16 protein-coding genes and 1 pseudogene are annotated in these 15,019 nt (G+C 50.0%); 5 read left to right on the top strand and 12 right to left on the bottom strand.

What is annotated here, in order from left to right:
* Positions 1-375 (top strand): NAD(P)H-dependent glycerol-3-phosphate dehydrogenase (locus tag A7090_RS08625; protein WP_342365289.1); only part of this gene is annotated, 375 nt, incomplete at its 5' end.
* 79 nt (positions 376-454) lie between these two features.
* The gene (cysE, locus tag A7090_RS08620) at positions 455-1,276 is read left to right on the top strand and encodes a serine O-acetyltransferase (protein ID WP_105273696.1); all 822 of its coding nucleotides are present in this window, start codon (positions 455-457) and stop codon (positions 1,274-1,276) included.
* A gap of 54 nt (positions 1,277-1,330) precedes the next feature.
* Here cysE and trmL read toward each other — a convergent pair whose 3' ends face one another.
* The 5 genes from trmL to A7090_RS08595 form a co-directional block, all read right to left on the bottom strand.
* Positions 1,331-1,804, bottom strand: coding sequence for a tRNA (uridine(34)/cytosine(34)/5-carboxymethylaminomethyluridine(34)-2'-O)-methyltransferase TrmL (trmL, locus tag A7090_RS08615; RefSeq protein ID WP_000932347.1), 474 nt, complete (start codon positions 1,802-1,804; stop codon positions 1,331-1,333).
* 47 nt (positions 1,805-1,851) lie between these two features.
* On the bottom strand, positions 1,852-3,042 hold the full coding sequence (gene lldD, locus A7090_RS08610) for a quinone-dependent L-lactate dehydrogenase (RefSeq protein WP_105273695.1): 1,191 nt from the start codon (positions 3,040-3,042) through the stop codon (positions 1,852-1,854).
* The gene (lldR, locus tag A7090_RS08605) at positions 3,039-3,815 is read right to left on the bottom strand and encodes a transcriptional regulator LldR (protein ID WP_105273694.1); all 777 of its coding nucleotides are present in this window, start codon (positions 3,813-3,815) and stop codon (positions 3,039-3,041) included. The genes lldD and lldR overlap by 4 nt, the downstream gene beginning before the upstream one ends.
* Entirely contained in the window at positions 3,815-5,470 is a 1,656-nt protein-coding gene (lldP, locus tag A7090_RS08600) for an L-lactate permease (protein ID WP_105273693.1), read from the bottom strand. Before lldP ends, lldR begins: the two co-directional genes overlap by 1 nt.
* 480 nt (positions 5,471-5,950) lie before the next feature.
* On the bottom strand, positions 5,951-6,313 hold the full coding sequence (locus A7090_RS08595) for a YibL family ribosome-associated protein (protein WP_105273692.1): 363 nt from the start codon (positions 6,311-6,313) through the stop codon (positions 5,951-5,953).
* 284 nt (positions 6,314-6,597) lie between these two features.
* Here A7090_RS08595 and yibT point away from each other — a divergent pair, with 284 nt between their 5' ends.
* Positions 6,598-6,807 (top strand): protein YibT, encoded by a 210-nt coding sequence (gene yibT / locus A7090_RS08590; protein WP_000517100.1) that lies wholly within the window; start codon positions 6,598-6,600, stop codon positions 6,805-6,807.
* 11 nt (positions 6,808-6,818) lie between these two features.
* Here yibT and mtlR read toward each other — a convergent pair whose 3' ends face one another.
* The 3 genes from mtlR to mtlA form a co-directional block, all read right to left on the bottom strand.
* Positions 6,819-7,406 carry a mannitol operon repressor MtlR gene (mtlR, locus tag A7090_RS08585; RefSeq protein WP_105273691.1) on the bottom strand — a complete coding sequence of 196 codons (588 nt, stop codon included), beginning with the start codon at positions 7,404-7,406 and terminating at the stop codon, positions 6,819-6,821.
* Positions 7,406-8,554 carry a mannitol-1-phosphate 5-dehydrogenase gene (mtlD, locus tag A7090_RS08580; RefSeq protein WP_105273690.1) on the bottom strand — a complete coding sequence of 383 codons (1,149 nt, stop codon included), beginning with the start codon at positions 8,552-8,554 and terminating at the stop codon, positions 7,406-7,408. Before mtlD ends, mtlR begins: the two co-directional genes overlap by 1 nt.
* A gap of 223 nt (positions 8,555-8,777) precedes the next feature.
* Positions 8,778-10,691 carry a PTS mannitol transporter subunit IICBA gene (gene mtlA / locus A7090_RS08575; RefSeq protein WP_105273689.1) on the bottom strand — a complete coding sequence of 638 codons (1,914 nt, stop codon included), beginning with the start codon at positions 10,689-10,691 and terminating at the stop codon, positions 8,778-8,780.
* 537 nt (positions 10,692-11,228) lie between these two features.
* On the opposite strand from mtlA, the gene A7090_RS08570 reads away from it, so the two are divergent.
* Together A7090_RS08570 and A7090_RS08565 are read left to right on the top strand one after the other, a co-directional pair.
* Complete coding sequence (locus A7090_RS08570; RefSeq protein ID WP_105273697.1) at positions 11,229-11,591, top strand: DUF3302 domain-containing protein; 363 nt, start codon at positions 11,229-11,231, stop codon at positions 11,589-11,591.
* 2 nt (positions 11,592-11,593) lie between these two features.
* Complete coding sequence (locus A7090_RS08565) at positions 11,594-12,730, top strand: HlyD family secretion protein (RefSeq protein WP_001357932.1); 1,137 nt, start codon at positions 11,594-11,596, stop codon at positions 12,728-12,730.
* Positions 12,731-12,809: 79 nt separating this feature from the next.
* On the opposite strand, the pseudogene A7090_RS08560 reads toward A7090_RS08565, so the two are convergent.
* From A7090_RS08560 to A7090_RS08545, 4 genes and pseudogenes are all read right to left on the bottom strand, one after another.
* A pseudogene (locus A7090_RS08560) lies at positions 12,810-13,306 on the bottom strand (ISAs1 family transposase); the annotation flags it as partial.
* A 223-nt stretch (positions 13,307-13,529) separates the two neighbouring features.
* A complete protein-coding gene (locus A7090_RS08555) occupies positions 13,530-13,979 on the bottom strand; it encodes a hypothetical protein (protein ID WP_000065119.1) in 450 nt (149 codons plus the stop codon).
* On the bottom strand, positions 13,963-14,619 hold the full coding sequence (locus A7090_RS08550) for an N-acetylmuramidase family protein (RefSeq protein WP_240246337.1): 657 nt from the start codon (positions 14,617-14,619) through the stop codon (positions 13,963-13,965). The genes A7090_RS08555 and A7090_RS08550 overlap by 17 nt, the downstream gene beginning before the upstream one ends.
* A 16-nt stretch (positions 14,620-14,635) precedes the next feature.
* Positions 14,636-15,019 (bottom strand): ISAs1 family transposase (locus tag A7090_RS08545; protein ID WP_123056939.1); only part of this gene is annotated, 384 nt, incomplete at its 5' end.

Here is a 15,019-nt window from a genome sequence, read left to right as displayed (position 1 = left end):
ACGGCTCTGATCACCCGTGGGCTGGCTGAAATGTCGCGTCTTGGCGCGGCGCTGGGTGCCGATCCTGCCACCTTTATGGGCATGGCGGGGCTGGGCGATCTGGTGCTTACCTGTACCGACAACCAGTCGCGTAACCGCCGTTTTGGCATGATGCTCGGTCAGGGCATGGATGTACAAAGCGCGCAGGAGCAGATTGGTCAGGTGGTGGAAGGCTACCGCAATACGAAAGAAGTCCGCGAACTGGCGCATCGCTTCGGCGTTGACATGCCAATAACCGAGGAAATTTATCAAGTATTATATTGCGGGAAAAACGCGCGCGAGGCAGCATTGACCTTACTGGGTCGTGCACGCAAGGATGAGCGCAGTAGCCACTAAACCCAGGGAATCTTTGTTACCGCTATGACCCGGCCCGCGCAGAACGGGCCGGTCATTATCTCATCGAGTGGAGTAAGCAATGTCGTGTGAAGAACTGGAAATTGTCTGGAACAATATTAAAGCCGAAGCCAGAACGCTGGCAGACTGTGAGCCAATGCTGGCCAGTTTTTACCACGCGACACTACTTAAGCACGAGAATCTGGGCAGTGCACTGAGCTACATGCTGGCGAACAAACTGTCATCGCCAATTATGCCTGCTATTGCTATCCGTGAAGTGGTGGAGGAAGCTTACGCCGCCGACCCGGAAATGATCGCCTCTGCGGCCTGTGATATTCAGGCGGTGCGTACCCGCGACCCGGCAGTCGATAAATACTCAACCCCACTGTTATACCTGAAAGGTTTTCATGCCTTGCAGGCCTATCGCATCGGCCACTGGCTATGGAATCAGGGGCGTCGCGCACTGGCGATTTTCCTGCAAAATCAAATCTCTGTGACTTTCCAGGTTGATATCCACCCGGCGGCCAAAATTGGTCGTGGCATCATGCTAGACCACGCGACGGGCATTGTTGTGGGTGAAACGGCGGTAATTGAAAACGATGTGTCGATACTGCAATCTGTCACGCTTGGCGGTACGGGTAAATCGGGGGGGGACCGCCACCCGAAAATTCGTGAAGGCGTGATGATTGGCGCGGGCGCGAAAATCCTCGGCAATATTGAAGTTGGGCGCGGCGCGAAGATTGGCGCAGGTTCCGTGGTGCTGCAACCAGTGCCGCCGCATACCACCGCCGCTGGCGTCCCGGCACGCATTGTCGGTAAACCAGACAGCGATAAGCCATCAATGGATATGGACCAGCATTTCAACGGCATTAACCATACATTTGAGTATGGTGATGGGATCTGACGTTCTGTTATCGTGCCGGATGCGGCGTGAACGCCTTATCCGGCCTACCGCATCTTAATCTCTCAATACCGCTCCTGGATACCCCAGTTGCCGCCAGGCTTCATACACCACGACCGACACCGCATTGGACAGGTTCATGCTGCGGCTGTCCGGCACCATTGGAATACGAATTTTTTGTTCAGCGGGCAGAGCATCAAGAATGCTCGCTGGTAGACCGCGCGTTTCCGGGCCGAACATCAGATAGTCGCCATCCTGATAGCTTACGGCGCTATGTGCGGGCGTACCTTTGGTCGTAAGGGCAAACAGTCGTTGGGGATTTTCTGCTTCAAGGAACGCGCGATAGTCATGATGACGCGTAACGGCGGTAAATTCGTGGTAGTCCAGCCCCGCGCGGCGCAGGCGCTTATCGTCCCAGGCAAATCCCATCGGTTCGATGATATGCAGACGAAAGCCGGTATTAGCGCAAAGACGGATGATGTTGCCAGTATTTGGTGGAATTTCTGGTTCGTAAAGTACGATGTTTAGCATACTGCCCCCTTAGTGCGGGGGCAGGATAGCAGATATTCATCTAACTCTTAAGCTGCATTCCCTTTCGTCATCGGAGCCAGCGCCACAGGCAACTCTTTACCCAGCGCCTGGACCAGCGAATCTTGCGTAATTTCACTGATCGATTTCGTGCCAGTCAGCGTCATTGCCACTTTCATCTCTTTCTCGATCAGATTAAGCAGATTTGTCACGCCCGCCTGGCCCGCTGTTGCCAGCGCATACAGGAAAGCACGACCCAGCAGTACTGTGTCGGCACCGAGCGCAATCATACGCACGACATCAAGCCCGTTACGAATCCCGCTATCTGCCAGAATGGCGATATCACCTTTTACTGCATCCGCAATAGCGGGTAGTGCACGGGCAGAAGAGAGTACACCGTCCAGCTGGCGGCCACCGTGGTTAGAAACTACAATCCCATCAGCACCAAAACGCACTGCATCGCGCGCATCTTCCGGATCGAGGATCCCTTTGATCACCATCGGTCCATCCCAGAAATCGCGGATCCACTCGAGGTCTTTCCATGAGATGGACGGATCGAAGTTATTTCCCAGCCAGCCGATGTAATCTTCCAGTCCGGTCGGTTTGCCGAGGTAAGCTGAGATATTACCTAAATCATGTGGACGACCGTTCAGACCCACATCCCACGCCCATTGCGGATGCGTCACTGCCTGCAAGTAGCGGCGCATTGCCGCATTTGGGCCGCTCATACCCGAGTGCGCATCACGGTAACGTGCGCCTGGTGTTGGCATATCCACGGTGAAAACCAGCGTCGAACAACCCGCTGCTTTTGCTCGCTCCAGCGCGTTACGCATAAAGCCGCGATCGCGCAGCACATAAAGCTGGAACCACATCGGACGTTTGATAGCTGGAGCGACTTCTTCAATCGGGCAAACGGAAACCGTTGAGAGAGTAAACGGAATACCATGCGCATCTGCCGCTTTGGCGGCCTGAACTTCGCCGCGTCGCGCATACATGCCACACAAACCTACCGGACCTAGCGCCACCGGCATCGACAATTTCTCATTAAACAGCGTCGTTTCCAGGCTTAAGTTGGACATGTTTTTCAGAATACGCTGGCGCAGCGCCACTTCTGACAAATCTTCCACGTTGCGGCGCAGCGTGTATTCAGAATATGCACCCCCATCCATATAGTGGAACAGGAACGGCGGTAGAATGCGTTGTGCTGCGGCGCGATAATCGCTGGCTGCGGAAATAATCATGCGTTTTTCTCCCTCGAATGATCATTATGGTCACCGGGCAGGCGGGTAATGCGTGCATGGCGAGCCTGATCTTCATCGAATCGTTTCATGGTGGTGTGGACAAAACCGAGGTGCGCCATCATTGCTTTACGCGCGCCGTCGGCATCACCGGTAAAAATGGCGTCAATGACAGCCTGATGTTGTTCGGTCAGCTGTGAAAAAATCGGGGGGACCAGGTACATCCGCTGGCGGCTATGTTTTACAGAGGATTGCAGGACATCAAAGAAACCGCGCATGGTCTGTAGCAGCACGATGTTATGTGAGGCTTCGGCAATCGCCAGATGAAAACGAACGTCCGCTTGTGAGGCGAGATCCGGGTCTTCGCTGAACGTTGCTTCAAAGCAAAGCTGAATCTTTTCTTTGTCACCAGGCGTGGCGCGCATTGCCGCATGCCACGCGGTGCTGGTTTCAATAGCGTAGCGGGCTTCCAGAATATCGAAACTGTAATCCGGATCATCGGCCATCAGCGTTTTCAGCGGCTGGACGATGTTTTGCTCCGACCATGTGTCATTACGCCAGCGAATAAACGTCCCGCCGCCGCGTCGACTGAGCAGCACGCCTTCGCTCACCAGTTTTGCCAACGCTTCGCGCAGTGAATTACGCGACACGCCGAGTTGCATTGCCAGTTGGCGTTCAGCGGGCAACTTCATGCCCGCCTCCAGGTTTTTTTCATCAATCAGCGCCCGCACACGATCGGCAACCTCGTCTGACAGGCGTCTGGGTAAAACAATCATTAAGGAATCATCCACGTTAAGACATAGGCCTGAAGCGTGGTCATCACGCCGACCATACAGGTGAAGATCAGGCTGTGTTTGATAGTAAAGCGGAACAAATCAGACTCTTTGCCCACCAGGCCTACCGCCGCACAGGCGATAGCGATAGATTGCGGAGAGATCATCTTACCGGTGACGCCACCGGTGGTGTTGGCAGCAACCAGTAACAGATCAGAGACGCCAATTTGTTGTGCTGCGGTGGCTTGCAGCGCGGCGAACAGGGCGTTAGATGAGGTATCCGACCCGGTCAGGAATACCCCCAGCCAGCCGAGGAACGGCGAGAAGAAGGTGAATGCATGACCGGTGTGAGCCAGTGCCAGCGCCAGTGTTGATGACAGTCCGGAATAGTTCGAGATAAAGGCGAATGCCAGCACCATACCGATGGAGTAGACAGGCAGAGCCAGTTCTTTCAGCGTGCTGCCGAAGGTGCTGATAGCGTCAGATGGTTTCATCTTCAACCAGACAATTGAGAGCAGGGCAGCAAACAGAATGGCAGTACCCGTAGCAGAGAACCAGTCGAACTTAAACACAGCGGCATACGCTGTCGCTTCGCTGACTACTGGCGGCATACGAGCAACCAGTTTATCGAGGTACGGTACAGGAATGTTGATCACCCACTCATACAGCGCGCCACCCGATGCGAACAGGGCTTTAAACGGCGGGATACTCCACAGTGTTACGGTAGCGGTCAGGAACAGGAACGGTGTCCAGGCACGTAATACCTGACCCGCTGTGTAACTGGTATGGGCCAGCGTGATATCAACCTGTGACGCCCCCAAATCACCAAAACGGAATATGCGCACCGGTTGCCAGCGTTTGAGGAACAGTGTCAGGCAGAGCAGCGATACTAGCGAAGAAATAATGTCTGGCAGTTCCGGCCCAATAAAGTTGGAGCTGAGATACTGAGCGATGGCAAACGACCCGCCCGCAACCGTGACCGCAGGCCAGGTTTCTTTGATACCGCGCCAACCGTCCATAATCGCCATGATCCAGAACAGCACGATAATGGTCATAAACGGTAGCTGACGGCCTACCATCTGGCCAATCTCAAAGCTGTCGATGCCTGTTACTTGTCCGGCAACCAGAATCGGAATACCCATCGCACCAAATGCCACTGGCGCGGTGTTAACAATCAGGCACAGCCCGGCGGCGTATAACGGTTTAAAGCCCAGGCCGACCAGCAATGCGGCGGTAATTGCCACTGGTGCGCCAAAGCCTGCTGCCCCTTCAAGAAATGCACCGAAACAGAAACCGACGATCAGCATTTGCAGGCGCTGGTCAGGGGTTATCGAAAGAATAGACGAGCGGATGATGTCAAACTGACCGGTTTTCACCGAGATCTTATAGACGAACACCGCCGCAATAATGATCCACGCGATGGGCCACAGCCCGTAGAAGAAGCCATACACCACCGAGGCCAGCGCGTTAGCGATCGGCATTTTATAGAACAGCAAAGCCACGGCAAGGGCGATTGCCACCGTCCATGAGGCGGCGACGTATCCTTTCAGTTTGAGCTTAATCAGTGCAAAAAAGAAAAACAGGATGGGAAGCGATGCTATCAGGCTGGAAAGCCAGATATTCCCGGCGGGATCATAGTTTTGTTGCCAGAGATTCATTGCAGGTCTCCTGGAGTCCACGCACATCGTGTAATGAGTCTGTTGCTCATCTCCTTGTCACACGTTGTGTAAAAGTGGCACTGCCAATTTTGTTGTGTAGGGATAATGACAATGAATGGTTAACTAAATGTTATTAGTTAGCAACATCGATGTGAGTTTTAATTGGGGAACTGGGAACCAAAGGTCAGATAAGCGAGAATTGGTAGGGCCAATTCTTGTGGGAGAGAATAATTTGCTGCGGAGCTGGCTTGTGCCCCTCACCCTAATCCTTGCCCCGGTCGGGGGCAGCGCGCACGCAGTCTTGCGCTAATGTCAAAAAGCCGAAGTCTCAATCCAAACAAAAAGGCAACCCATCCTCAGATGATGACTTATTACCTGACAGTTTAATTGCCTGAAGGCAATAATATTCGGGGTGAATGCTGAGGGGAGGAGAGTTCCCGCACTTATCCTGTAGAGGATATGAATGCGGGAAGGTGTAAATCAGAATTCTGTTTTCGAAAACCCGGTCATCTCCTGCAGGCCCATTTCGCGGCCTAGCGCGGTCATTGGATGTACAACCACCAGCCCGCGAACACTTTTCTTCAGCTTGCCCATATCAGCCTGCTCTTTTTTGGTAATTGCGCGCTGGAACGGCATCTTCATCAGCTTCTGTGCTTCTTTACTCAGTTTTTGGCTGTGAACCTCCCGCAGGCGGGCAATTTCAGCTTCCAGTGTGGCTTTTTCTTTTTCCAGCTCGGCGTATTTGTCTGCGGCTTCAACCAGCGACAGATCGGCCTGCTGGTGGCGGATGGCGTCCAGGCGATCGCTAAGACGTTTGATTTCTTTTTTTTCGACTTCTTTCATGTGATGACTTCTGATAGAGATAAATTTATAGCCCCTAGTATGCGCGACCAGGTGCTTTGTCCACAACTGATGACATTGCAATAGTTCCTAATGGAAACTATCAACATGTTTAAAAAGTGCGCAATTTATTGATTAATTAAGAAATCTATAGAAAAAAGATAATAAACAGAAGCGGATGATTATTGAGGATTCAGCACGTTTTACTTAATGTCATCTTTACCGGGAACCTAAACTAAAATTGGCGGCCGCGCATTCCCGGCGCGGGGTAATACGGAGATATCATCATGGGCAAATTAGGTGAAAACGTTCCGCTTCTTATCGATAAAGCCGTAGATTTCATGGCATCAAGCCAGGCGTTCCGGGAGTATCTGAAAAAACTACCTCCCCGTAACGCGATTCCGTCCGGAATACCCGATGAAAGCGTGCCGTTATATCTACAACGTCTGGAGTATTATCGTCGGCTTTATCGGCCGAAGCAGGTAGAAGGGCAGTAAGCAGACGTTGCTTACTTTTGAAAGGCTTTTTTTAAGCTGATTTTGGAAATCAGCTCTGTCAGTGAAAGGACCATTGTTGATCGCACAGCCTGTTGATAGCGCTGAACTTGCATTGTATACAAACTGGAGTCTGCTGGTTCAAACTGTGGCGGCGGTGGCAACGCCGCCACGCAGTGCAGCTCACTAAAGGGGCCAAGGATTTCGTCGTCGGTAAACGCGTACTCGTTGCCGTCGTGATTTAGCTCTTCACGCAATGCCATCAGCAGCTCCGCATCTTCGTATTCCTGGCGGTTAATGACGCCCAACCCGTAAATGAGTTTTAAACGCACAGAAAGATCGCCCAGCGGACCATCGCCGTCGAGCAACGGTTCTACAGCATACTTCACCGCGTAATCGTCTTTGCGGAATACCTGAAGCACCAGAAGATTTACCGCCTCGTTCAGGAGCTCGACGGCGGTGATCAGAAAGCTTCGCACGGTTTTGCCAGCATTCAGACGCTCAAGCACACGGTTTTCAAAGGCCTGGGTTTGTTCCATTGTTGCCTGCATATCTGACAATCTGTTATTCGGGCGCAGGGTATCCTGCGCCTGGTCCACCATTATTGCATTGCTTTATAAGCGGTTACTGCCTCGCTGACAACCTCGCTGTGGGCATCAAGACCGGAAATCTGTGCCAGCGCCGCCTGCGGACCTTTGTCGGCAATCAGTGCTGCCAGTTCCTGAGCCTGCGGATCTTCTTCACTGCGGAAGTGCATTGCAGCGGCAATACCTTCAATCAGGTTTTTGTGCGGAAGACCGTACTCCAGCGTACCGAGCAGTGGTTTGATCAGACGGTCGCCTGCGCTGAGTTTACGCAGCGGCTGACGGCCTACGCGCTCTACATCATCTTTCAGATACGGGTTCTCAAAACGGCCAAGAATTTTCTGGATGTACGCCGCATGTTTGTCAGCGTCAAAGCCGTAGCGCTTGATCAATACCGCACCACTTTCTTCCATCGCACCTTTTACCACCGCGCGGATTTTCTCGTCGAGAATCGCGTCACGAATGGTCTGATGACCGGCCAGTTTTCCGAGGTACGCGGTTATAGCATGACCGGTGTTCAGGGTGAAGAGTTTACGTTCGACAAATGCCATCAGATTGTCGGTTAATTCCATGCCAGGGATATTCGGCAGCGCCCCTTTGAACTGGGTTTTATCGACAATCCATTCGCTGAAGGTTTCTACCGTCACTTCCAGTGGATCGTTAGTTGCCGAAGCTGAAGGCGGCACGATGCGGTCAACGGCAGAATCGACAAAGCCAACATGTTCTTCGACCCACGCTTTTGCGTCTTCTGGCAAGGCGTTCATCACATGGCCTTTCAGCTGTGTGGTGCCGCGTACCATGTTTTCACAGGCGATGATGTTCAGCGGGGATTCATTACCTTGTTCTTTACGTTTCACCAGCCCTTTGGCGATTGCCGGAGCAATACGTTCCAGCACAACCGGGCCAACGGCGGTAGTGACTAAATCAACCTGAGCAATCAGATCAACGACATCATCACCAATGCTGCTGACGGCATCGACGCCAGAAACGGTATCTACCTGCTCGGTTTCGCCAACCACATGAACCTGATAGCTATGACGGGCATTCAGGGCATCAAGCACCACCTGATTTACATCGGCAAATGTCAGTTGGATACCTGCGTCTGCCAGCAGTTTACCGATAAAGCCACGACCGATATTACCTGCGCCAAAATGTAATGCTTTCATAGTATTAACCTTCATCAATGTTTTTACCCGAGAGGGCTGGGGTGAGGCTTTTCCCTCACCCAAACCCTCTCCGTGAGGAGAGAGGCCGCGCCGGATGCGGCGTAAACGCCTTATCCGGCCTACAAGATCGTGCAACTTCAACAAATTGCGCTTTGTTTTGTAGGCCTGATAAGCGTAGCGCATCAGGCAATTAGCCCCATCTTCTCCTGTGGAGAGGATTGGATTACTTACGACCAACCAGCAGTTCCAGCACTTCATCCACGCTGGTGGTGTGTGCCAGACGCTCGATGACGGACTCATCATCCAGTGCATTGGTCAGGCTGGTGATAACCTGAATGTGCTCGTTGTTACGGGCAGCAATCCCAATCACCAGACGGGCAATGTCATCTTCCTCTTCACCGAAGCGCACGCCTTCCGGGTACTGGCAGAACACGACACCCGTTTTCAGTACGCGATCTTTCGCTTCAACCGTACCGTGCGGCACCGCGATAGACTCACCCAGATAAGTCGGGGTCAGTTTTTCACGATCCAGCATCGCCTGAACGTATTCCGGCTCAACGTAACCGCCTTTCACCAGTTGCTCGCCAGCAAAACGAATCGCTTCTTCTTTGGTGGCAGCTTTGCGACCGAGGAAGATGTTCTCCGCGCCCAGTTTGAACAGGTTAGCGCTGGAATCGTCAAAGCTGTCTTTCAGACTGTCTTTCACTTTCACTTCGTTTTCAGTATGGCGCTGGGCAGCAACCAGACGTTCGGTCAGGCTGGAGTACAGCCCACTGTCGAGGAAGTTGGTCAACGAAATATGCTGTGCCTGCGGAACCTGGCGCATAGCGCGTTCGGTCAGGTCACGGTGAGTGATGACCAGGTCCACGTCTGGCGGCAGGTTGTTGATCGCGCTGTTAGTAACTGAAATCTGCGACAGACCTGCATCCTGAATTTTCTTACGCAGCACGCCTGCACCCATCGCACTGGAACCCATACCGGCGTCACAGGCAACGATGATTTTACGCACGTGGCTTAAGTCGTTAGTCACATCGCCAGCAGACAGCGGAGAAGCGCCTTTAGACTCAGCTTTCATGTCCTGCATACGACGGGTCGCTGCTTCGATGTCATCTTCTTCTTTCACTTTGCTGGTTTTCAGCAGAATGGCAGAGACAACGAAGGAGACGATCATTGCCGCGCAGATAGCCGCGATGTTAGCAAAGTACGCACCCTTCGGCGTCATCGCCAGCACGGCGAGGATGGAACCCGGAGATGCCGGAGAAACCAGACCACCGCCCAGGATAGTCAGCGTGAAGACGCCAGTCATACCGCCGAGGATAACGGCCAGGATCAGACGCGGATTCATCAGCACATACGGGAAGTAGATTTCGTGGATACCGCCCAGGAAGTGGATAATTGCCGCACCGCCCGCAGACTGTTTAGCGCTACCACGACCAAAGAACATATATGCCAACAGCACGCCCATCCCTGGGCCTGGGTTTGCTTCAATCAGGAAGAAGATGGATTTGCCCATCTCATGAGACTGCTGAATGCCCAGCGGCGAGAAGATACCGTGGTTGATGGCGTTGTTAAGGAACAGGATTTTCGCTGGTTCAACAAAGATAGACGCCAGCGGCAGCATGTCATGGACAACCATGAAGTTAACGCCAGCGGCCAGAATTTTGGACAGCGATTCAACCAATGGGCCAATGCCGAGGAATGCCAGAATGGCAAGGATCATCCCGATGATGCCTGCGGAGAAGTTATTCACCAGCATCTCAAAACCGGATTTGATCTTACCGTCTACCCAGCGGTCGAAATGCTTAATGCACCAGCCACCCAGCGGACCTGCAATCATAGAACCGAGGAACATCGGCATATCTGCGCCGACGATAACGCCCATAGTGGTAATGGCACCGACCACGCCGCCACGTTCGCCGCCTACCAGCTTACCACCGGTATAACCGATCAGCAGCGGCAGGAGATAAGTGATCATCGGCCCGACCAGCTTCGCCAGCGTTTCGTTCGGTAACCACCCTGTTGGAATAAATAACGCGGTGATGATACCCCACGCGATAAACGCGCCGATATTTGGCATCACCATGTTGCTGAGGAAACGACCAAAGCTTTGCACTTTGATCTTAATATCGGATGACATAAAAACACCCCTTCTTATGTTTGCTATCGCGCAGGCTGGAAGCCCGAGGTTTTTTGTTAATGTGGCGGCAGAGGTAGCCGGACCTTGTAGATACTGCGAAATCTGGCACTGAATCGGTTAACTGTCCAGTTGATGGTCTTTTGTGTGATATTGGTCACATAAATATAGGGGGTAGAGAGGTAATTGACGTGATGTTCATCACAAAACACATGTGTGAAAAAGCAACAAGGCGGCGATTTTTGCTAAAAATGGCATTTAAATGTGAGCGATGTCACATTTTTGCTTTGATGGTTTGTTGGATTTTTGTGACTTGAATCACAAGATATTTTCTTACGGCGTTCACCTGATGTGATCAACAGCATGTTATGCCTTCGTCATAAAATCGTTATGTAACTAAGCAACTCATCGCCTCTTAAAATTATTCTTTGGTGTTATGGCGAGAATCGCGAACCCGGATTATTGTCAAAATATCAGCCTGACTCCCCTCTGGCTGCCAGCCAAAAAAACAACACTGATAAACGTGAATCCGAGGCAGATATGTTTCTAAACTATTTCGCGTTGGGAGTGCTGATCTTCGTCTTTCTGGTGATTTTTTATGGAATCATCGCGATACATGACATTCCTTATCTGATTGCTAAAAAGCGCAATCACCCCCATGCCGACGCTATTCATACGGCGGGTTGGGTGAGTCTGTTTACTCTGCATGTTATCTGGCCGTTCTTGTGGATTTGGGCGACGCTCTATCAACCGGAGCGTGGCTGGGGCATGCAGTCACATGCTGCGTCGCAGGAGAAAGCGTCTGACCCGGAAATCATCGCGCTTTCTGAGCGTATCGCCCGGCTGGAGAACCAACTCGCCGCCGAGAAAAAGACTGACTATTCCACGTTCCCGGAGATCTAATTATGGATCTATTGATTGTTTTAACTTACGTGGCGCTGGCGTGGGCGGTCTTTAAAATCTTCCGCATTCCGGTGAATCAGTGGACGCTGGCGACGGCGGCGCTGGGAGGCGTGTTTCTGGTGAGTGGTTTGATTTTGTTGATGAACTACAACCATCCTTACACTTTTACCGCACAGAAAGCGGTGATTGCTATTCCCATCACGCCGCAGGTGACGGGGATCGTGACTGAAGTCACCGACAAAAATAATCAGCTTATTCAAAAGGGCGAAGTGCTTTTTAAGCTCGACCCGGTACGTTACCAGGCGCGAGTCGACAGACTTCAGGCTGACCTGATGACGGCGACGCATAATATAAAGACACTGCGCGCGCAGCTCACTGAAGCGCAGGCCAACACCTCCCAGGTTTCCGCGGAGCGCGATCGGCTGTTTAAAAACTATCAACGTTACCTGAAAGGCAGCCAGGCGGCGGTGAATCCGTTCTCGGAACGTGACATTGACGATGCGCGGCAGAATTTTCTCGCGCAGGATGCGCTGGTGAAAGGCTCGGTGGCAGAGCAGGCGCAGATCCAGAGCCAGCTCGACAGTATGGTTAACGGCGAGCAATCGCAGATTGTCAGCTTAAGAGCGCAACTTACCGAAGCAAAATATAACCTTGAACAGACCGTCATACGTGCGCCAAGCAATGGCTACGTTACTCAGGTACTGATACGCCCAGGTACATACGCAGCTGCTTTGCCGCTGCGTCCGGTTATGGTTTTCATCCCCGAGCAAAAACGGCAAATTGTCGCCCAATTTCGGCAAAACTCGCTGTTACGTCTGAAACCCGGCGATGATGCGGAAGTGGTGTTTAACGCGCTACCAGGGCAGGTGTTCCACGGCAAACTGACCAGTATTTTACCTGTCGTGCCAGGCGGTTCGTATCAGGCGCAGGGGGTATTGCAATCATTAACGGTCGTGCCCGGCACGGACGGTGTGCTGGGAACCATTGAACTGGACCCTAACGCTGATATTGATGCATTACCCGACGGCATCTACGCCCAGGTAGCCGTTTACTCTGACCATTTCAGCCATGTTTCGGTGATGCGAAAAGTGCTGCTAAGAATGACCAGCTGGATGCATTATCTTTATTTGGATCATTGAGGGGGAGGGGGGAGATTATGGAACTTTGCTCCTTGTAAGGACTAATTATTTTTGCATATTACTTCATTGGCTGCGATGATTTTTCTTTAATATTCATTAGGTTGAGAAGTTCTTGATGAGTGTGCTCTCATTGGATTTTTTATCCGTCTTGTTCTGCCGCAGGATCAGACTATACATCGTCGAGATCGCAATGATTATGAATTGTTCCTCTGCGACGATGCTAATCAAAAAAGTGCTGGAGTGCTTTTCCATCTATTGCGATGATGGTTTTATTATCTGAAGAATGACAGTCACACATCCAGCTAATAAAGAACTCGTGAAATTTTCCAGGACTGATACAGGACACAACTCTGGCAATGATATCGTGAATAGGAATACCATATTAAAAATCACCATATTGCTTCAACAAATCGAGATGAGTCTCACCAGAATCCTCTATATCTTCCCATCCTTCAGCTCCGGAAATGATGGCGAAAATAATCAGCACTAGGATATCTGATAATTTATACTCTACTTTCCAGACTTGTCTGTAATCGGGACAGTAGAAATATGCTCCATTAATTTTTTAAGTTCCATTTTTTCTCCTTATTTATGTAAGGAGTGTCTGAATATATATAAGCTATGAAAACACTTATTAAATAATAAGGGATATCTTGATTATTGGACATTTAGTGCTAATTGTTTAGTGCAAAAAATCGGCGTTATATGGTCTTTACCTTTATTACCCTTGCTGTTTTCCTCCAGCCTATGAAAAGCCAGCTTCAGTAAATCGTACCGCCCGAACGTTGTAAGATACAATTTACTGACAACTTAGTACATTATTAATATCACATTTAAGCTTTTTTTTCAGATTATAAAGCCTGTCCACTTTATAATCTTTGCAATTATAAACGTATTCTTTTTTTGTTTTCATATCAATGACACTAACCCCTCGCATGTTACTACCGTTGTCGTAATTGCTAAACACGGAGTACTTATATCCACTTTGAATAAAACTAACGCTAAAGTAATCCGTTTGAAATCTGGAGTAATGATTATAAAAAAATCCTGAATACATTGGTCCATCTGAAATGAATTGAAATTTATTCCCATGCTGACTATTCATTTCATAAATCAACGTTTCACCAAAACTTGTTAATGACAAAGTTCCTTTGGATGTATTACATAAAAAATAATTATTTCCTGCGTGTAGAGTCCAGGGAATTCCAGATAAAAAAATAAAAATTAATGCTCTATCTATATTGCTCATAATTAGCCCTTATTCTGTCATCATATCCTCGCTGACTTTGCCCATTATAACATAGAGCAAAGTTAAGCCAATCTTTATCTCTAATAGCACGCAATAATACAGGATTAGATTTTATGAAGTTAATGAATGCCGCCAGATGGTTTTTCTCTGACTCTGAAATCGATATTATAAACTCTTCGGGCGAAGAGTACCCGGCAGCTTGGTAATTTGAAGCCAATATCTGAAATTTACCCCACGATGCCGATTTAAGCGCAGCTTGCTTATCTAAAACATATGCACGAAGTAATTTTTGATATTGCTCCGATCGTGTTCCATAACCGCCAGAACGGCTGTTGGAAATATCAGGTTGAGAATCATACACACCATTCGTATATCGATGGAAATGATGTCTTTCAAAAAGAATTGAGGGGACGTAATCATCTTCTTGTTCAAATTTAAAATAGCTACCGGAACTACCACTTTCAGTTTTTGCAACAGCTTTAATTGCAGCCACTTCGCATTGTAGTGTCCTTGCAGCATTTTCATAGTCTGCATCATCAATGGTATCTCCGTTATAAAATCGTAAAAATTCCAATGGAATAAGTTCATTATTCACAGGAGTTTTTGGGTAATTGCTATTATTAATAGCATTCAAAAACACAACCGGCAGGGCAAGATTACGAAAGCCCGCTCCCCGCAAGGACTGACGCGAGGTAGTCTCTGTCCATGGCTGCTTTTCTCATCTTACGTCTTAACCCTGCCTTGAATACCTTATCATTCGTCAAAATATTAATAGCGATGTGCCGTATCCCTGAAAATAATTCTGCTGCGTTTCCTCTTCTTATTTTGCAGTCGTCTTCATTCATTACCACGTCCAGACGCCAGTGCAGCTTATTCTCCACGTGCCAATGATTTCGGATCGCAGTGGCGAACTTCTCTGCGGTTAAATCAGCAGAACTGATATAATACCTGACCGTCATTTCTGGCTCTTTCTTTTGTTCTGCTATTATTGACCGAAAGGAGACTGCCACGCATAATTTTTTCAGTCCTTTCCATTCAAA

It is taken from the genome of Escherichia sp. MOD1-EC7003 (assembly GCF_002965065.1).
Lineage (GTDB): Bacteria > Pseudomonadota > Gammaproteobacteria > Enterobacterales > Enterobacteriaceae > Escherichia.
This window is presented reverse-complemented; position numbering and strand designations above follow the sequence as displayed.